Below are 18,523 nucleotides of genomic sequence, written 5' to 3'. Positions count from 1 at the left end.
GAGGCTGGAGAGTACGGTTAAGGACACATTCATCTGACCCTCCGCCTCAAGGAGTCAGCGGCGCCTCCCGCTGCCGATCCCGCAGCAGCCCCAGCACCTCGCGCGCCGACTGGAGAATGGGGGTGCCCGGCCCGAAGATGCCCGCCACGCCCGCCGCCCGCAGGGCCACATAGTCCTGCTGCGGAATCACGCCGCCCGCGACGACCAGGATGTCGTCCGCGCCCTCGGCCCTCAGGGCCTGGATGAGTTGCGGAATGAGCGTCTTGTGCCCGGCGGCCTGGCTGCTCACGCCGATCACGTGAACGTCGTTCTCGACGGCCTGCCGCGCGGCCTCCTCGGGCGTCTGGAAGAGGGGACCTACGTCCACGTCGAAACCCAGGTCGGCAAAGCCCGTGGCGATCACCTTTGCGCCCCGGTCGTGCCCGTCCTGCCCCATCTTCACGACGAGGATGCGGGGGCGGCGGCCCTCCGTCTCGGCGAAGGCCTCGATCTCGGCCTGGAGCGCCGCGAAGCCCTCGTCGCCGTCGTAGCCCTGGGCGTACACGCCGGAGAGGGTGCGGACCTCCGCCTGGTGACGGCCCCAGACCCGCTCCAGCGCGTCGCTGACCTCGCCCACGGTGGCGCGGGCACGCATGGCGTCCACACTGAGCGCGAGGAGGTTGCCCTCACCCGTGCGCGCAGCCTCCTCCAATGCCGACAGCGCCGTTCGCACCGCCTGCGGGTCCCGTTCCGCCCTCACCCGTTCCAGCCGCCTGATCTGCGACTCGCGGACGATGGCGTTGTCGATGTCCAGCACGTCCACGTGGGTCTCGACCGTCGGGCGGTACTTGTTCACGCCCACGATCACGTCCTCGCCGCGGTCGATCCGGGCCTGCTTTCGGGCCGCCGACTCCTCGATCCGCAGCTTGGGCACGCCGGACTCGATGGCCTTCGCCATGCCGCCCAGCGCCTCGACCTCGCGCATGAGTTCGCGGGCCTTTTCCGCCAACTCAAACGTCAATCTCTCCATCAGGTACGAGCCGCCCCAGGGATCGACGACGTGCGGAATGCCCGTCTCCTCCTGGATGACGAGCTGCGTGTTGCGCGCGATGCGGGCGGAGAAGTCGGTGGGCAAACCGATGGCCTCGTCAAAGGCGTTCGTGTGCAGGCTCTGGGTGCCGCCGAACACCGCCGCCATCGCCTCGATGGTCGTGCGGACGATGTTGTTGTACGGGTCCTGCTCGGTCAGCGACCAGCCGGAGGTCTGGCAGTGGGTGCGAAGCGCGCGGCTCATCGGGTTCTTCGGGTTGAAGCCCGCCATGATCTCGTCCCACAGCAGCCGGGCGGCGCGTAATTTAGCGACCTCGGTGTAGAAGTTCATCCCGATGGCGAAGAAGAAGCTCAGCCGGGGCGCGAACTCGTCCACGTCCAGCCCGCTTGCTAGCGCCGCCCGCACGTACTCCAGCCCGTCCGCCAGCGTGTAGGCGAGTTCCAGCGCCGCGTTCGCCCCCGCCTCCTGAAGGTGGTAGCCCGAGATCGAGATGGAATTGAACTTCGGCATCTCCCGCGCCGTGTAGGCGATGATGTCCGCCACGACCCGCATGGAGGGCGTGGGCGGATAGATGTACGTGTTCCGCACCATGAATTCCTTGAGGATGTCGTTCTGGATGGTGCCGGAAAGCTGCGCGCGGGACACGCCCTGCTCCTCGCCCGCCACGATGAAGGCGGCCAGGACGGGCAGCACGGCGCCGTTCATCGTCATGGAGACGGACATTTCATTCAGCGGGATGCCGTCGAAGAGAATCTTCATGTCCTCGACGGAGTCGATCGCCACGCCCGCCTTGCCCACGTCGCCCATCACGCGCGGGTGGTCGGAGTCGTAGCCCCGGTGGGTGGCGAGGTCGAAGGCGACCGAGAGGCCCTTTTGCCCGGCCGCGAGGTTGCGGCGGTAGAAGGCGTTCGATTCCTCGGCGGTCGAGAAGCCCGCGTACTGGCGGATGGTCCAGGGGCGGGCGGCGTACATGGTGGCGCGCGGCCCCCGGATGAAGGGGGGCAGGCCGGGCAGGGTGTCGGCGGGCACGCCTTCCAGGTCGGCGGACGTGTACAGCGGCTTGAGGGTCAGGCCCTCGGGGGTGGTGCGGTTCAGGGTCTCGGGATCGGCGCCGCGCAGGTCCTTCTGCGCCAGGGCCTTCCACGCGGACAGGTCGGGTGGGGTCATGGAAAGTCCTCCGTGTGCCGTCATGATGCCACGCGAAGCCAAACGGGCGTTTGGTCTGTTCCCGACCTGAACCTCCCGTCCCCCCCATTACGGCGCTGTCCTCGTTCAACGTGAAGAATTACACTCTGGGTGTGTTCCCCCAATCTGAGGTTTCCACGTCCCCTCCCACGAGGCGGGTGAAGCTCGCCCCGAGCCTGCTGGCCTGCGACTTCACGCGGCTCGGGGAGGAATTGACCCGCATTCGGGACGCCGACTGGGCGCATGTGGACGTGATGGACGGGTTGTTCGTGCCCAACATCTCCTTCGGCCTGCCGATCCTCAGCGCCGCCCGGCGCGCGAGCCCCCTCCCGATGGACGTTCACCTGATGATCGAGCGGCCCGAGCGTTACCTGCGCGACTTCGCCGAGGCCGGAGCGGACAGCCTGACGGTGCATGTCGAGGCCACCCCGCATATCCACCGCGCGGTCGGGATGATCCGCGAACTCGGCAAGCGGGCGGGTGTGACCCTCAATCCCGGCACGCCGCTGGAGGCGGTGCGGCCCGTCCTGCCCGACGTGGACCTCGTCCTGGTGATGAGCGTGAACCCGGGCTTCGGCGGGCAGAAGTTCATCCCCCAGAGCGTCGAGCGCGTCCGCACCCTGCGGCGCTGGCTGGACGAACTCGGCAGCGCGGCCGAGGTGCAGGTGGACGGCGGCGTGACCGCGCATAACGCCCGCCTCCTCGCCGACGCAGGCGCGACGGTGCTGGTCGCGGGAAGCAGCATCTTCGGCCCGGACGGTCCCGAGGCGGGGATCGCCCGGCTGCGGGAGGCGGTCACTTGAGGCTGCGCGTCGACCTCCTCCCGTACGGCGGCTACTCCGACGTGGTGCTCGTCGTGGACGTGCTGCGCGCGACGACTACCGCGGTCACGTACCTGGAGCGCGGGGCGGACGCCCTGCTGCTCACCGATACGCCGCGGGCCGCGCTGGCACTGCGGGGGGAGAGGGTCGTGCTCGCCGGGGAAAGGGGCGGGCTGCCCATCCCCGGCTTCGACCTAGGCAACAGCCCGGCCGAGGCCGCCCGGCAGGACTTCAGCGGCCAGACCGTCGTGATGAACACGACCAACGGCACCGCCGCCGCCCACGTCGCCGCACAGACGGGGGGGCACGTGCTGCTGGCCGCGCTGACGAACGCCCACGCTGCCGCCCGCCGCGCCCGTGCGCTGGCCCGCGAGGAGATCGCCATCGTCTGCTCGGGCACCGAGGAGCGGGTTGGGCTGGACGACGTGTACGCCGCCGGGGTCCTCGCCGAGTACCTGCTCGCGCTGGGGGAATTCAGCATCGAGGACGGCACGCGGGTGGCGCTCACCATCCGCCGCAACGCCGGGAACCCCTTCGACACGCTGTCGAGCAGCAGCCACGGACAGCACCTGATCGGGCTGGGTCTGGAGGAGGACGTGCAGTACGCCGCCCAGATCAGCACGAGTCCCGTCGTGCCCATCCTGGACCGGGAGGGGAGCACGCCCGAGGTGCTGCGCTTCGGGAGGGGGTGAGGCGCGCGAGGTGACGGTTCCCGGGGCGGGCACCCGCTACCCTGTCCCCCATGACCGTCTCCGACCTGATCCTCCCCGCCGTGACACCAACGGAGTCCATCGACTGGGCGGCCATTCCCAGCCCCGCCTTTGTCCTCGACGAGTCGCGGCTGCGGCGCAACCTCGCCCTGATCCAATACGTGCAGCGCGAGAGCGGCGCGCAGATCATCGTGGCGTTCAAGGGGTTTGCGATGTGGAGTACGTTCCCCATGCTGCGTGAGTACGGCATCACGGGCGCGACGGCCAGCAGCCTGAACGAGGCGATCCTGGCCCGCGAGGAGATGCAGGGCGAGGTCCACGTCTATGCCCCCGCCTACAGCGAGGAGGACTTCCCCCGCATCCTCGACCTCGCCGACCACCTCGTCTTCAATTCGTTCTCCCAGTGGGAGCGGTTCAGGCCGCAGGTGGAGGCCGCCCGCGCCGCCGGGAAGCAGCTCCACGTCGGCCTGCGCGTGAACCCCGAGTACGCCGAGGTCGAAACGGACCTCTACAACCCCGCCGGACCGTTCTCCCGCCTGGGCGTCACGCGGCGCGAGTTCCGTCCCGAACTGCTCGAAGGCATCGACGGCCTGCACTTCCACACGCTCTGCGAAAAGGACTCCGACACCCTGGAGCGCACGCTGGAGGTCATCGAGCGCAACTTCGGCGAGTTCCTGCCGCAGATGAAGTGGGTCAACTTCGGCGGCGGGCACCTGATGACCCGGGCGGGGTACGACCTCGACCGTCTGATCCGGGTGGTGCGCACCTTCCGGCAAAAGTGGGGCGTTCAGGTGATCCTCGAACCCGGCTCCGCCTTCGGCTGGCAGACGGGCTGGCTCGTCAGCAGCGTGCTCGACGTGGTCCACAACGTGAAGGACGTGGCAATCCTCGACGTGTCCGTCAGCGCCCATATGCCCGATGTGCTGGAGATGCCCTACCGCCCCCGCATCCTCGGTGCCCGCGATCCCGGCGAGGGCGAGACCACCCACCGCGAGGCGAACGACTATGCCCCTGGCGACCACCCCTACCTCATCGGCGGGACGACCTGCCTGGCGGGCGATGTGGTGGGCGAGTACGTCTTCGACCACGAACTGCGCGTCGGCGACCGGGTGGTCTTCGACGACATGATCCACTACACGATGGTCAAGACGACCTTTTTCAACGGCGTGAAGCACCCCGACATCGGCATCCTGCATCTGGACGGAAGCTACGAGCGGGTGAAGACCTTCGGGTACGAGGAGTTCAAGGCGAAGCTGAGCTGAGGGGCGGCCCCGTCACTCCCCCTCGAAGGAGGCGCGGGCGGACGGGGGTTGCTTGCCGTCGATGTCCGTGAAGCCGTACTCCAGTGCGAGTTCCGCGGCGACCAGCGTCTGCCCCGAGCGGGAAAGCACCTCCGGGTCGGCGGCGAGGTGCGCGACGGCCCGCCCCAGGAACTGCGGCGACTCCGAGTTCGTGAAGTCGAACGTTCCCTCCGGCGCGAGCAGGACTCCCTCGGTGCGAACCAAACCAGGGTAGAGCGAGACGGCGCTCACCCCATGCGGGCGGAAGTGGTTGGCGAACGCCTGCGCCATCCGGTCGTCCGCATTCTTGGCGAGGAAGTAGGGGACGTTCTCTAGGCCCCGGTGACGCTGACCAGCGAAGAAGCTGATGTTGACGACGAGCCCACGTGCCCCGATCAGCAGCGGCGCGGCAAGAGCGGTGGTGACGTAGTGCGCCCGCACCCCCGCCCCGAACATCCCGTCCCACAGCGAGAGGGGCTGTTCCCAGAAGGGGGCGCCCCACTTCTGCCCGCGCTCGTCCCAGAGGTGCAGGCCCTCGTAGCCGCCCCAGACGTTGTTCACAAGCACGTCGAGCCGCCCACGGTCCGCCGCGATCCGCTCGATCACCGCCCGGGTCTGCGCGTCGTCCCGGTGGTCGCACCGCACGGCGACCCCCTGACCGCCCAGCGCCGTCACGTCCGCCGCCGTCTCCTCCAGGCTGCCCGCCAGGAAGGGCATGTCCGGGTGCCGCCCGCCCAGGGTTCGCCCCGTCACGTACACCGTCGCCCCGGCCTCGCCCAGCCCGAGGGCCACCCCGCGCCCGACGCCCCGGCTGGCCCCGGTGACCAGGGCGACCTTTCCCTGAAGTGCTGTCACCGGTCCAGCATACCGGCCCGCAAGAGAAACGCCCCCACCACTCCCGGCGGGGGACGCTTCTCTTCGCTGACTCAGGAATTCGGGGCTGTGCGCTCGGGGGCGGGACTCACCACCCCCTCGCGCGCCGATTATGACCCGGCCCGGGGAAAACGAGAGAAAGATGGGCGCGGGAGGAAACAGGCCGGGGGTGGGGGAGAGGTGAACCCAGTCACCCCCGGCGCGGGAAGTCTTACTTGCGGTACACCTTGACGGCGCCGTTCACGGTGCGGACGCTCCCGCCCTCGAAGTCGGCGGCCCAGGCGCCATTCAGCAGGTACTGGTCACGGGTGGGGAAGCCCAGGAAGGAGCCGCTGCCGCCCAGGCCCTGATAGGTCTTGAGCACACTGCCGGTCAGCCAGAAGGTGCCGTACTTCTCGGTGCCGTACAGCGCCCCGTTCTGGAAGAAGCCGTACAGGCCGCTCGTGCCGTAGGAGTTGCGGGGAATCACCTTCTCGTCACCCGCTGCCCAGCCCAGGCGTGAGGGGGGCCGGGTGGCGCCGTTCTCCGCGCGCGCCAGCGCGAGGTAACGTTCCAGCAGCATCCCGTGGACCGCGTAGGCGCGGCTGCTGCCGTTCGCGTGGAGCAGCACGGCGTCGCCGTAGGCGCCCACCCCCCGGAACTTCTGCCACAGGCCGTCGCCCCAGGGGGCCGCGTAGCTCGTCGCCTCGCCCAGCGACTCCTCGCCCTTCAGGCGGTCGTAGGCCTGCACCATCGCCTGATCGAAGTCACCGTCCTGCCGCTCGCCCGGCTGAATCTGCGTGACGGGCTGGGCGGGGGCGGGTTGCTGCGGTGCGGGCTGGCTGGGCTGTGCAGGAGTGGGCTGTCCGGGCGTCATGGTGACCGTGCCCGTCGCGCCCCCCCGGTTGTTGCCGGTGTTGCCCACCCGGAAAGTCGCCACGTCCGTCACCCAGCCGTCGGCGGGGAGTGGGTTCACCACGATGCTCAGCGCCCGGGCCAGGTTCTCCTGCCCCTGCACCTTCACGTCCGCGAAGCCCTGGCTTCCGGCGAACTCGGCGATGTCGTCGATGTTCAGCTCCCGCGTGCTGGCGAGGGCGAGGAGCTTGTCCTGCCCGTTCGGGCCGCCCACCGTCAGCGTGTACTTTGCCCCGCGCGCTGGAAACACCCGCGTCACGCCCGCCTGCACGAAGTTGCTCTCCTCGTAATTGTTGGGGAAGAACAGGTCGATCTCGCCATTGGCGTTCACGTTGAACAGGTACACGTAGGCGTCCTGGTTGGTCTTCAGGCCCACGCTGATGGTCTCGCCCTTGCGGTAAACCGGGTTGCCGCGCCCGCTGGGGTCCCGGTTCACCCAGACCTGCACGCCCAGTTTCGTCTCGACCGGATTCACGATGATGCTCTGCGCGGTGATCTTGGCCGGACCCGCGCTCGCCGTCATCGCGGCCACACTCAGCCCCAGCAGGGCCGTCACGGTCAACCTTCCCTTCGGATGGGTTCGCATCTGCTGCCTCCTTGTGATGAGCGCCAAGGTAGACGGCGAACCTGACGGACCACTGACAGTGGACCTCAAAAAATGTTGTGCTGCACACTAATGAACGCCTCTTCAAGTGCTGGCGCGCAGCCTGGGAACCGGGTGAGCCGGGCCTGATTCCGAGCTGATGGTTTGGGGAGCTGAGGAGGGGGACGGCCAGAATGCGGGCGCAGCAGGCCCCGGCTTCCTACACCCTCCCTGCCACCCCCAGCACGAGCGGCGCCAGCAGCAGGGCGGGGAGCAGGCTGCCGACGCGCACCCGGCGGTCCTCCCAGCCCAGGCCCCCCAGCATCAGGTTCCACGCGATGCCCACGATGGTCAGCCCGCCCGTGCCCGTTACCAGCAGGATGTAGGGATTGGTCTTCAGCACACTGGGGTCCGCCCCGCCCAGCAGGCCCGAGGCGAAGGCGCCCGCCGCCAGACTGATTCCGCCCTGCAGCACGAGCACCATCAGAGCACTGAAGCCCACCCCGATCCCGTACGCCCCCGCCAGCGCGAGCGAGGCGATGCCGTCCAGCGTGCTCTTGAGGACGTAGGTGGACGAGTCCCCGGTCAGCCCGTTCTGGAGGCCCCCCACCACCGTCATCGGCCCGATGCAGAAGAGCAGGCTGGCCGCCACGAAGCCCTCCGTGAAGCGGCCCCCTCCCCGGAAACGCCGCCTCAGCGTCTCGCCCAGGCGTGAGAGGCCCTCCTCGATCCCCAGCGCCTCGCCGATCACCGCCCCCAGCGCGAGGGCGATCAGCGCGAGGATCACCCCGGGAATGGGGCTGCCCGTCACCCGGTTGAGGTTCCCCGCCATATCCAGCCCGATAAAGAGCGTCACCAGGGAAAGGGTCTGGAGCAGGGTGCGCTGGGTGCGTTCGGGAAGGCGTCCGCCCAGGGTCAGGCCCAGCACGGTGCCGACGAGGACGGTGGCGACGTTGATCAGGGTGCCGGAGAGTTGGGCGAGGAGGCTCATTGGAGCTTACCCTAGCGTCCAGTGGGGTTGGGGAGGGGGGCCGGGCATCTTGCTGCGATTTGCCCCAGCCCCTACCCCCATAAGGGGCAGGGGGAGTGGCGCTGCACTGGGCAAGGGCTCGGCCCATCGCGCCCGTGGCCGCCCTTCTCTACCCGCAATGTTTGATCTTGCTGACTCCCAAGCCGCGTGTCCACCATCTCGCTGCGCGAGCAAGGCGGGGTGAAGGCCGTGCGAGAGTGAGCCGCATGCGGGAATGGGCCGTCCGCAAGAGACGGTTTTGAAGAGCAAAAGCCCTGGCACGGTTACTCCTCCCTCCTTGTAGGGGAGGCCGGGTGGGGGGTGGCAGGCGTCAACCTGCCCTTCCCGCCGCCCCTCACCTGTGAGCGCTCAGGACCCCTCTGCCTTCAGCGCACGGAGGTTGGGGCAGTTCAACGCGCCGCGAATCCCCAGTGCCTCCACGACAGCCTGTGGGGGCAGGTCACCGGTCACGCGTGTGTCCCCCACGAGCGGGACGCGCTCCCCCCCGGCGATGAGTTCGCTGCGGGTGTGCAGGCGCACGGCCCGCTCGACACAGGCGGCGTCGCGGGGGTCCAGGATCAGCGTCCGGCTCGCGCCCCCATTCATGATGGTCACGACCCCCGGTTGCGCGTCATAACCTGCGAGAACCCGCGCCGCCCGCGCCTGCCCCGCCAGCGCCCCGGCGACTGCGGCCAGCAGCGGCAGCAGCGCCGCCAGTCCCCACACGACCATGCCCCGTGCCTCCCCAGGTCGCCACAGCAGGAGCAGCAGCACCCCGGCAAAGGCGAGTGTCAGGAGCAGGTACAGGGCGGGAAGCATCGCGCGCAGTGTAACGCGGGAAGTTCGTTACAGCGTGATCTCCAATCCGTCCCACGCGAAGGCCCATCCTTCCGGCAGCGTCAGGCCGCGCACGTCCACCCCGTGCGAGAGGTGGGTGAGGTACACGCGGCGAGCCGCTCGCGCCCAGGGCAGCTCCAGCGCCTCGCGCACGTCGTACACGCTTCGCCCCGCACGCGGAGAGGCCGACTCGTCCGCGAAGGAGGTGCCGAGGATCAGCAGGTCGAGGTCCGTCAGCCACTCGCCCACCACCTCCCCGGGGATGTCGATGGCGTCCGTCACGTAGGCCGCGCGCCAGCCGGGCTGGCCGAGGTGGAAAGCGTGGCTGTGCCCGTTCGCCCCGTGGGGCACCCGGAAGGCCCGGACGCGCAGCCCCGCGACCTCCAGCCCCTCCTCAGGAAGAGGCTGGACAGGGGCGGATCGTCGGAAGGCGTAGGCGAAGCGGTCCTGAAGTTGCGGAAGCACCTCGGCGGGCGTGGAGATGGGGATGGGGACGAGCGACCCGGCGGGGGCACCGTTCATGCCCATGTCGCCGCTCGCGTAGACCGCGTAGTCGAGCAGGTCGCCCAGGCCCAGCAGGTGGTCGTTGTGCGCGTGCGAGATCAGCACGGCGTCCGGCACGAGCGGCCCTGGCAATCGGGCGAGCTGGGCATGCAGGTCGGGCCCGCAGTCGAGGAGCAGCGTCTCGCCGTTCCCCCGGATGAGGGCGGCGCTGCGGGTTCGGCGGTTCAAGCCCCCGGTGCGGGCTTCCGTGCAGATCGGGCAGGCGCACCAGAAGCGCGGCACCCCCTTGCTGTCCGCCGTGCCCACAAAGGTAAGGGTGCCCCTCAAGAGGCCATCAATTCGCGGGCGGCGCGCGCCAGGTCCCCACTTCCGGCGAGGCTGCTCCCCACCAGCACGGCGTCGGCGAGGTCCCGCACGCTGGCGAGGTCGGCGGCGGTCCGGTAACCACTCTCGGCGACGAGAACGCCCGAAAAGCCCCCCTCCCGTGCCCGCTGAATGAGCTGGGGACTGACCCCCAGGTCAATGGCGAGCGTCGTGAGGTCGCGGTTGTTCACCCCGATAATTTCTGCGCCCGCCGCGAGCGCGAGGTCGAGTTCCTGTTCGTTATGGACCTCTACCAGCGCGTCGAGACCGAGGTGATGCGCCGTCTTCAGGTACTCGCCGACCGCCTCGCCCAGCACGCTGACCATCAGCAGCGCGGCGGAAGCCCCCCAGTCGGCCGCCTCGCGCAGCATCGCCGGGTGGACCACGAAGTCCTTGCGGAGGACGGGCCGCCCCACCGCCGCGACGACCGCGTGCAGCGCCTCCGGGTTGCCGTCGAAGTGCCGCGGCTCGGTGAGGACGCTGATGGCCGCCGCGCCGCCCATCTCGTAGGCCCGCGCGGCCTGTGCCGGGTCGAGGGGGGCTATGGCACCCTCACTCGGGCTGGCGCGCTTGACCTCGGCGATCAGGGCGAGGCCGGGGCTGGACAGGGCGGAGCGGAACCTGCCTTTGCGGGGGCGGGGGGCACCGGGGTCCGGGTCCGCCCCCGCGTAGTCCTGAGCGCGCTCGCGCACGATGCGGCCCAGCACGCCGGGCACGTGGTCGAAGTGGGTAACGGCCTCACCCTTCATGAGCCGGAGTATAGGCGGGCGGGGGCCGTGTTAGCCTGGGCCGATATGAGCCTCGCCCCCGGCAACGGCCCCGTGCAGATCACGCAGGACCAGCTTCAGGCCCGCATTCAGGAACTCGGACAGAAGATTCGGGCCGACTACGCGGGCAGGGAGCCGCACCTGATCTGTGTGCTGAACGGCGCCTTTCTCTTTCACGCGGACCTCGTGCGGGCCCTCGGCATTCCCTGCACCATCGACTTTCTCCAGGCCAGTTCCTACGGCGACGCCAAGCAGACGAGCGGCGAGGTCAAGCTCGTCAAGGACCTGCAGTTTCCCATCAGCGGGCGCCACGTGATCCTCGTCGAGGACATCGTGGACACCGGCATCACCATGAATTACCTGCTGCACTACCTCCAGGGGCGCGGCCCCGCCAGCCTCAAGGTCGCCGCGCTCCTGAGCAAGCCCAGCCGCCGCCGGGTGGAGGTGCCCGTTGAGTACCTGGGCTTCACCATCCCCGACGCCTTCGTGTACGGCTACGGCCTCGACCGCTCGCAGTTCGACCGCAACCTGCCGTTCATCACGAGCCAGGAGTGAGGGAAGCCGGGGTTACGGCTTAAGCCAGGCCGCTGCAAGGCGGGTCGCCAGGGGCATCACCAGGTAGGTCATCAGCGGCACGATCAGCATGGCCTGGGCCAGCGCCCGCAGCGGCAGGGGCCAGTGCCCCAGGACGGGACCGAGGAGGAGCCCCGAGGTCAGGCTGACGGGGTACAGCGCCGCCAGGGTCAACAGCGCCATCTTCCAGCGCGGGGGTTGACGCAGGGTGGGACTGGCGGGCGGCGTGAACCAGAATTCCAGGCCGGGCTGCTTCTCGAAACTGACCCGGCCGTCGACCAGGGGCTCGACGCGGGAGAGCCACTCGGCACGTTCGGGGGAGAGTTCCCAGTTCGCCGCGCTCGTGACCGTGTCGAAGCGGGCCAGCAGGGTGTATTCGCGTTCGCCGGGCGCGGGCCGGATCACGCCCGTTCCCCGGTGACCGGGCAGACCTGAGAGCCGGGCGATGGCCTCGGCCAGCAGGGCCTCGAACTCGGCTTCCCGGCCGGGGCGGATGCGGCGGCGAACGATCAGGTTCACCGGGTCCAGGGGAGGCTGCTCGCTCAGGACGGCGTCGTTCACGCGCTGGCCTGCGCCCCAGATGCCGCTTCGCGGCGCGGCCACGCGACCAGCACCACCCCGGTCAGGATCACCCCGAGGGCGGCCCAGCCCAGCCCGGTCAGGTGCTCGCCCCCCAGCCCCACGCCCAGTAGCATCGCGACCACCGGGTTCACGTAGGCGTAACTCGTCGCCAGCGCGGGGCGGGTGTGCGCCACGAGATACATATACGCGCTGTAGGCGACCAGGCTGCCGAAGAGCACCAGGTACGCCAGAGCCCACAGGCTGGCGGCAGTCGGGGTGGACCAGTGTTCCCCCAGGCCCAGGCTGAGGAGCAGCAGGATTAGTCCGCCCGCCAACATCTCGGCCGCGCTGCCCATCAAGCCGCCCGGCAGGGGCAGGTGGCGCGACCACTGGCTGCCGAACGTCCAGCACAGCGGTGCCAGGATGAGCAGGAGGGCGGCCAGCGGCGTGGCGTGCAGTTCCCCGATGTTCAGCAGCGCGATCCCGACGAGGCCCACTCCGATCCCCAGCCACTCGCGCCCGCCCGTCCGCTCGCCCCACAGCCGGGCGAACAGCGCCGCGAAGAGGGGAGAGACCGCGAGCACCATCGCCGCGACCGAACTGCTCGCGTCGCGCTCCGCCAGCGTGACCAGCCCCGTGCCGCCGCCCAGCAGCAGCAGGCCCACAGCGGCACTCGACCGCCACTCCCGCGCGGTGGGGGCCGGAGCGCCGCGCCAGCGCAGGAAGGCGTACAGCAGCGTCCCGGCGAGCAGGAAGCGCACGGCGAGCATCCCCAGCGGCGGCAGGCTGCCAATCGCCACCTTGATCCCGAAGTAGGTGCTGCCCCACACGACGTACACCAGGGCGAGCGAGAGCAGGACGGCGGGCGTCAGGCGGGCGGTCCGGGCGGCGGCGGCAGTCACCGGGAGAGCATACGCGCAGGTACGGGCAGTGACGAATGTGCGGCTTCGGCCCGTCCCGGCCCACCGTACACTGCCCGCGTGTTTTTCGCCGAACGTCTCTGGACGTTGGTGCTCGTGGTCGGCCTGCTCGTCGTGGCGGGGCTGGCCCTCGGCCCGGTGCTGCATCCGGCCGCCCGGGCGCCGACAGTTACTCATGTCGCTCTGCCGCCTCCAGCGCAGTCCGGGGAGGCCGCCCCCGAATACCCCACCACCGCGAGCGTTCAGCCGCTGATCTCGGGCCGGGTCAACCTCAATTCCGCCACTCCGGAACAACTGGAGGCCCTGCCCAAGGTCGGCCCCGCGCTTGCCGCCCGCATCGTGCAGGGAAGGCCCTACCGCAGCCTCGCGGACCTCGACCGGGTGAAGGGCATCGGCCCCTCCACCCTCGCGGCCCTGCGCCCGCTGGTGACCTTCTGATGGTCGGGCGGCACGCCGTTGACCCTCGCCCCGCCGCCGTCAGCCCCACCCGCGCCGCCTCCGGGCGCCTCGCCTGGCCCGTCCCGCTCGCCCTAGGCGTGATGGGCGGCATTCTGCTCGGGCTGGGGGTGTGGTGGGGAGGCCTGGTGGTGCTGGCTGGGGCACTCCTCGCGGTCCTGGATGGTCGCCCGGTCCTGGCCCTGCTGGCGCTTGTCGGGACGGGCCTAGGTTTCGGCGCCCAGCATCTGAATGCGGCGCAGCCTGACCGGATGGCCCCCTGGGTCGGCGCCCAGGTCACGCTGACGGGGGAGTGGGACGGGCAGTTCCTGCGGCTCTCGGACCCACCCGCCCGGGTAGCGGTGTCCCCGAAACCGCATGTTCCGCCCGGCCAGGTGGTGCTGAGTGGTCGACTGGTGCGTCCGCAGGAACGGCGCGTGCCCGGCGGGTTCGATCAGGCGGCGTGGCTTCGCGGTCAGGGCGGCCTCTTCGTGCCGACCCCAACGACCGTGCTCGTCGCTGCGCGGGTTCGGGGGAGCAAGCCCCAGGGTGGCGTTCGCGGCTGGTTTCGCCGTGGCCTCACCGTGGGGTTGGGTCAGCGTCAGGCCGCCCTGATGCAGGCCATCGAACTCGGCGACCGCAACGACATCGGCCAGGAGAGCTTTGAGGACGGGTACGCCGTCCGTGACGCCTTCGCCCGCTCGGGGCTCTCGCACCTGATGGCGCTCAGCGGGCAGAACGTGGCGCTGCTGACCGGCGCCGTGTTGTGGCTGCTGGTCCGCTTCCGGGTGCCGCTGGTGTGGCGGTACGTGCTGGCGGCGGCGTTCCTGGGACCTTACCTGCTCCTGGTGGGGCTCTCGCCCAGCATCTTCCGGGCGTGTCTGATGGGCGCGGCGGTCCTGATGGGCTACGCGCTGGGCCGCGGCCGACCCGACCCCCTCGCGGTAATCGCGCTCGCCGCCGTCCTCTGCCTGCTGCCCTTTCCGCTGTGGCTGCTTGACGTGGGCTTTCAGCTCTCGTTCCTGGCGGTGCTGGGGCTGACACTTTCGGGACGCCTTGCGGAGCGCCTGCCTGGGCGCTGGCCCATGTGGCTGCGGCTCGCGCTGGTGGCGACCGTTCTGGCGGAACTCGCCACGTTGCCCGTCATCGCCGGGGCCTTCGGGCAGCTTCCACTCGTCGGCCTGCCCGCCAACCTGCTCGCAGAGGGGCTGATGGCCGCCCTCGTGCCGCTGGGCTTCCTGGCGGGATTGCTGGGACCGCTCGCCATTGCCATGAACTGGCTGACCGGGCTGCTGGCCTCCGTCCTGCTCTGGGTGGTGGAGGTATTTGGGCACGCGCCCGTCCTGAGCTGGGGCAGCGTACGCCCGGCGGGCTTCGTTGCCTACGCGGTCGCTGCTCTCGCCGGGGTGCTGTGGCTGCGGGGCCGCGTGCGGGCGCCGTTCGCCCTGGGAACGCTCCTCGCCTGCGCCGCCCTGACCCTGCTGCCCGGGTTAATCCACCCTCCCCGCGAGCTGGTATTCATCGATGTGGGGCAGGGCGATAGCACGTTGATCCGGGCACGGGGGCTGAATGTGCTGGTGGATGGGGGAGGCTCCGTCGGTTCGGACTTCGATGTGGGCGCCCGAACGGTAGTCCCGGCCCTGCGTGCCCTGGGCGTACGCTCGCTGGATGTGGTGGTTGCGACCCACGCGGATACGGACCACATAGAGGGACTTTCAGCCGTCCTGCGCGCTTTTCCAGTCGGGGAACTGTGGATCGGGCAGCGCAAGACGGACGACCCGGTGCTGGCGGCCGTCTTCGCCGCCGCCGGGGAGCGCCATGTCCCCGTGCGGGAGGTCCGGCGTGGCGACCGCCTTGGCGTGGACGGCGTGACCCTGACCGTCCTGTGGCCGACGGGCAAGGTCTGGTCCACCGAGGACAACGACAACAGCGTGGCAATGACGGTGGAGTCGCGCGGCTTCCGCACCGCCCTGCTCGGCGACCTGCCCGACCCTGCCGAGGCGTTGATCGGTGTGGGCGACCTCGACCTGCTCAAAGCGGCGCACCACGGTAGCCGTCACAGCACTGGAGGGGCCGTCCTGCGCGAAACCACGCCCCACGACGTGCTGATCAGCGTGGGCCGCAACACCTACGGGCACCCGCACCCGGATGTGCTGGCCCGGATTGCGGAGGCTGAGGCGAAGGTCTGGCGCACGGACGAACTGGGCACAATCCGCTGGCCGCTACCCTGAGCCTGTATCTACTCTAAAAAGAAAGGCCCCCAGGTTTCCCCGGGGGCCTCTGCTTACAGCAGGTCCTTACTCGCCCTGCTTGTCCTTGTTCTCGGTGCTCTCGCCCTGCGCGTTGTCCTTCTTGTCGCCGCCCAGGCCGAACTGCGCGAAGAGGTCGGCGTACACGTCGCCCAGCTTCGTGCTGATCTTGCCGCCCTGAGAAGCGTCCTTGGCGTTGTAGTTGTAGTCGGCACCGCCGCCGCGACCGCCGCGACCACCACCGCCGCCACGGTTGCCACCGCTCTGACCGCCGCCACCGCTATAGCGGTCGCTGCGGGTGCCGCCACCCTGACTGACGTAGTCGCGCACCGGACCACCGCCGCCCAGGGCGCGGCGACGCGACAGGCTCGCGCGCTGCTCCACGGGGTCGATGTTCAGGATCACGGCCTCGATCTCGTCGCCCTTCTTGAAGAGGTCGGCGGGGTTGTTCACGCGCTGCGTGTCGAGTTCGCTGATGTGGATCAGGCCCTCGATGCCCTCCTCAATCTCCATGAAGACGCCGAAGTCGGTCATGCCGGTGATCTTGCCCTTGACGGGCGTGCCGGGCGGGTAGCGGTCGGGCAGCGCGCTCCAGGGATCGTCCGTGGTCTGGCGAATACCCAGGGAGATGCGCCGCTCCCGGGGGTCGATCCGCAGGATGACGGCCTCGACCTCGTCGCCCTCCTTCAGCACCTCGTTGGGGTGACGCACGCGCTTGGTCCAGCTCATCTCGCTGACGTGGACCAGCCCTTCCAGGCCGGGCTCCAGCTCGACGAACGCGCCGAAGTTGGTCAGGTTGGTGACCTTGCCGCGCACCCGCTGGCCGATGTGGTACTTCTCGACCGCGCCCTGCCAGGGGTCCTGGGTGAGCGACTTCATGGAGAGGTTGATGCGCTCGCGGCCCTCGTCCACGTCGATGACCTGGACCTGGACCTTGTCGCCCACCTTCACCACGTCGCGGGGGTGGTTGAAGCGGCCATAGGTCAGCTCGCTGCGGTGAACCAGACCGTCAATGCCGCCCAGGTTCACGAAGACGCCGAAGTCCGTGATCTCGACGACCTCGCCCTCGAAGGTAGCGCCGGGCACCAGCTTGCCGATGGTCTGCTCGCGCGCCTGGGCCTTCTGGGCCTCCATGATCGCGCGGTGGCTGATGATGACCCGGTTGCGCTTGCGGTTAAGCTCGATCAGCTTGACCATCAGCGGCTTGCCCACGTAGGGGTCCAGGTCGTTCACGCGCCGGGTGTCCACCTGGGAGGCGGGGAGGAACGCCCGAATGCCCTCGACCTGCGCCACGAGCCCGCCGCGCACCTTTTCGAGCACCTCGACCTCAAAGGCCTCGTCGTTCTCCTGCATGCGCTCCAGCACCCGCCAGCCCTTGTCCTGGTCCGCGCGCTTCTTGGAGAGAACGATCTGGTTGTTGGCGAGGTCCACCCGCACGACGTACGCCTCGATCTTGTCGCCGGGCTTGTACATCCCCTGGGCCTGCTCCAGCGTGACCGGCTCCTCGGTGATCTGGTTGAGGGGAATGGTGCCCTCCACCTTGGCGCCGATGTCCACCGCGATGCCCTCGTTGCCGATAAACACCACGGTGCCGTCCACGATGTCGCCCCGGCTGACCGACTGGTGCTCGGTTGCCTCGCTGGCGAGGACGTCCTCCATGGTCATGGCGGGGTAGTCACGGTCGTCCGTGCTGCTGGCGGGGGCGCTCGCCTGGGCGGGGGCCGTCTGGGCCTGCTGGGAGCTCTGCTGCTCGGTGCCCGGCACGGGCTGAATGGTCCCGCCCTCAGCGGCGGGGGTCTGGGTCTGGTCTTCCATGAACTCCTGTCCTCCTGGGCACCCGCACTTCCCGCGCGGGTACCACGTAACCTGCGCTATGCGCGGCAACGCCTCAGTGTAGCACCGCCTGATGGGGGGGGCAAGCAAGGTTTGAACGCGGTCTATTCGCTTTTATACGGACTGTGCGCCGGGAAAAGTGCATTCGGCCCGCAGGGGCGGCAGTTGACGGGGCCGGGGGCGGCGGCTATACTCCCTCACGCTCAGCTTGTGCTTGAGCGGCCAGAGTCCCGCGTTGGGGCATCGTCTAATGGCAGGACGACGGTTTCTGGCACCGTTAATCAAGGTTCGAGTCCTTGTGCCCCAGCCAAATGAGAATCCCCGCCGTGTGCGGGGGTTTTTCATGTTGGGGGTCAAGTCTGGGGTTGCGGAATGCGGCCGAGCCGGGCCGCAAGGATTTAAGCTCGCTTCCAGAGGGTCTCAACGGAAGGGCAAGGCCCATACGGGCGAAGTGCTCGATTCTGGCAGAGGCTGCGGCTCCGGTGATCCCTGGAGAAAGGCCCCAAGCCGTTCCGATGGAGGTTTGCCCTTGAATGAACGTCCTACGCTTTGCCTGACCGTCCGCTCCGGTGCCCTTCCGGTGGTCCACGCCGAGCTTCAGGTGGTTCACGTCTCGCCGAACGGCATCATCGACTTCCCGAACCGCAGCGAGTTTGAGGTCACCCACTTTCCGGGCTCGCCCGACGTCTTCTCCGAAAAGAGGGAGTTCCGGGTGGACCTGGCCGAGTTGAGTCGCCGTCAGGGCGAGCAGGTCGGCCACCTCTACGCCGTGATGATCCACAGCCAGCCGCGGTCCCTGGACTTTCTGGACGGCATGGTGCTTGAGGCCGGGGCACCCAGCTTCGAGAGTATTTCCATTCCCCTGAACCTCGGTGACCACGCCGCCCTGTTGGGTGTGTGGTGGCAGAACCGGGCGGGCGAGTGGGCCTTCGAGTACAGCGGCCGCATTCTCGACACCATGAACGCGACCTACCAGGCGATTTTCCTCGCCGGGCAAAACGCCGAGCGGTTCGCGGACCGATAACCTCTCTTGCTTTAAAAAGTAAAGTGTGCCTGGCTGACGGTCCTGAAATGTGCATGGTGGTACGCTTTTCCC

17 protein-coding genes and 1 tRNA gene are annotated in these 18,523 nt (G+C 69.2%); 8 read left to right on the top strand and 10 right to left on the bottom strand.

Annotated elements, in window-relative coordinates; translation table 11 throughout:
• Window positions 1-46: 46 nt before the first annotated feature.
• Window positions 47-2,197 carry a methylmalonyl-CoA mutase gene (gene scpA / locus F784_RS0102095; protein WP_019585036.1) on the bottom strand — a complete coding sequence of 717 codons (2,151 nt, stop codon included), beginning with the start codon at window positions 2,195-2,197 and terminating at the stop codon, window positions 47-49.
• A gap of 131 nt (window positions 2,198-2,328) precedes the next feature.
• Between scpA and rpe the strand changes: the two genes are divergently transcribed.
• From rpe to nspC, 3 genes are read left to right on the top strand one after another with little or no spacing between them, the layout of a single operon-like run.
• On the top strand, window positions 2,329-3,018 hold the full coding sequence (gene rpe / locus F784_RS0102090; RefSeq protein ID WP_245557741.1) for a ribulose-phosphate 3-epimerase: 690 nt from the start codon (window positions 2,329-2,331) through the stop codon (window positions 3,016-3,018).
• Window positions 3,015-3,728: a 2-phosphosulfolactate phosphatase gene (locus tag F784_RS0102085; protein WP_019585034.1), complete on the top strand. Its 714-nt coding sequence runs from the start codon at window positions 3,015-3,017 to the stop codon at window positions 3,726-3,728. The genes rpe and F784_RS0102085 overlap by 4 nt, the downstream gene beginning before the upstream one ends.
• Before the next feature lie 50 nt (window positions 3,729-3,778).
• Window positions 3,779-5,008, top strand: a complete 1,230-nt coding sequence (gene nspC / locus F784_RS0102080) for a carboxynorspermidine decarboxylase (RefSeq protein ID WP_019585033.1) — start codon at window positions 3,779-3,781, stop codon at window positions 5,006-5,008.
• A 12-nt stretch (window positions 5,009-5,020) separates the two neighbouring features.
• On the opposite strand, the gene F784_RS0102075 is transcribed toward nspC, so the two are convergent.
• The 6 genes from F784_RS0102075 to trpC all read right to left on the bottom strand — a co-directional run bounded on the left by F784_RS0102075 (window position 5,021) and on the right by trpC (window position 10,838).
• Entirely contained in the window at window positions 5,021-5,881 is an 861-nt protein-coding gene (locus F784_RS0102075) for an SDR family NAD(P)-dependent oxidoreductase (RefSeq protein WP_019585032.1), read from the bottom strand.
• A gap of 229 nt (window positions 5,882-6,110) precedes the next feature.
• Complete coding sequence (locus F784_RS0102070) at window positions 6,111-7,379, bottom strand: DUF4384 domain-containing protein (protein WP_019585031.1); 1,269 nt, start codon at window positions 7,377-7,379, stop codon at window positions 6,111-6,113.
• Window positions 7,380-7,596: 217 nt separating this feature from the next.
• Window positions 7,597-8,367, bottom strand: coding sequence for a DUF554 domain-containing protein (locus tag F784_RS0102065; protein WP_019585030.1), 771 nt, complete (start codon window positions 8,365-8,367; stop codon window positions 7,597-7,599).
• 387 nt (window positions 8,368-8,754) lie between these two features.
• Window positions 8,755-9,204, bottom strand: coding sequence for a hypothetical protein (locus F784_RS0102060; RefSeq protein ID WP_019585029.1), 450 nt, complete (start codon window positions 9,202-9,204; stop codon window positions 8,755-8,757).
• Between the two features lie 27 nt (window positions 9,205-9,231).
• Entirely contained in the window at window positions 9,232-10,053 is an 822-nt protein-coding gene (locus tag F784_RS0102055; protein WP_019585028.1) for an MBL fold metallo-hydrolase, read from the bottom strand.
• Entirely contained in the window at window positions 10,050-10,838 is a 789-nt protein-coding gene (gene trpC, locus F784_RS0102050; RefSeq protein ID WP_019585027.1) for an indole-3-glycerol phosphate synthase TrpC, read from the bottom strand. The genes F784_RS0102055 and trpC overlap by 4 nt, the downstream gene beginning before the upstream one ends.
• Window positions 10,839-10,883: 45 nt before the next feature.
• On the opposite strand from trpC, the gene hpt reads away from it, so the two are divergent.
• A complete protein-coding gene (gene hpt / locus F784_RS0102045) occupies window positions 10,884-11,411 on the top strand; it encodes a hypoxanthine phosphoribosyltransferase (RefSeq protein WP_019585026.1) in 528 nt (175 codons plus the stop codon).
• 12 nt (window positions 11,412-11,423) lie between these two features.
• Here the strand turns inward: hpt and F784_RS0102040 are convergent, their stop codons facing one another.
• Entirely contained in the window at window positions 11,424-11,990 is a 567-nt protein-coding gene (locus F784_RS0102040) for an antibiotic biosynthesis monooxygenase (protein WP_245557740.1), read from the bottom strand.
• Window positions 11,987-12,892 (bottom strand): drug/metabolite exporter YedA, encoded by a 906-nt coding sequence (gene yedA / locus F784_RS0102035; protein ID WP_019585024.1) that lies wholly within the window; start codon window positions 12,890-12,892, stop codon window positions 11,987-11,989. The genes F784_RS0102040 and yedA overlap by 4 nt, the downstream gene beginning before the upstream one ends.
• Before the next feature lie 78 nt (window positions 12,893-12,970).
• Between yedA and F784_RS26965 the strand changes: the two genes are divergently transcribed.
• Together F784_RS26965 and F784_RS0102025 are read left to right on the top strand one after the other, a co-directional pair.
• Window positions 12,971-13,348, top strand: a complete 378-nt coding sequence (locus tag F784_RS26965) for a ComEA family DNA-binding protein (protein WP_026332194.1) — start codon at window positions 12,971-12,973, stop codon at window positions 13,346-13,348.
• Window positions 13,348-15,576 carry a DNA internalization-related competence protein ComEC/Rec2 gene (locus F784_RS0102025; RefSeq protein WP_019585022.1) on the top strand — a complete coding sequence of 743 codons (2,229 nt, stop codon included), beginning with the start codon at window positions 13,348-13,350 and terminating at the stop codon, window positions 15,574-15,576. The genes F784_RS26965 and F784_RS0102025 overlap by 1 nt, the downstream gene beginning before the upstream one ends.
• A 66-nt stretch (window positions 15,577-15,642) precedes the next feature.
• On the opposite strand, the gene F784_RS0102020 is transcribed toward F784_RS0102025, so the two are convergent.
• Window positions 15,643-17,409, bottom strand: coding sequence for a 30S ribosomal protein S1 (locus F784_RS0102020; protein WP_019585021.1), 1,767 nt, complete (start codon window positions 17,407-17,409; stop codon window positions 15,643-15,645).
• A 254-nt stretch (window positions 17,410-17,663) separates the two neighbouring features.
• Between F784_RS0102020 and F784_RS0102015 the strand changes: the two genes are divergently transcribed.
• Window positions 17,664-17,737, top strand: a tRNA-Gln gene (locus F784_RS0102015).
• Window positions 17,738-17,956: 219 nt separating this feature from the next.
• Entirely contained in the window at window positions 17,957-18,451 is a 495-nt protein-coding gene (locus F784_RS0102010; protein ID WP_019585020.1) for a hypothetical protein, read from the top strand.
• Window positions 18,452-18,523: the final 72 nt, after the last annotated feature.

Source organism: Deinococcus apachensis DSM 19763, assembly GCF_000381345.1.
Taxonomy (GTDB): Bacteria; Deinococcota; Deinococci; order Deinococcales; family Deinococcaceae; genus Deinococcus; species Deinococcus apachensis.
The sequence above is the reverse complement of the archived record's forward strand: the minus strand, read 5'-3'. Positions and strand labels throughout refer to the sequence as shown.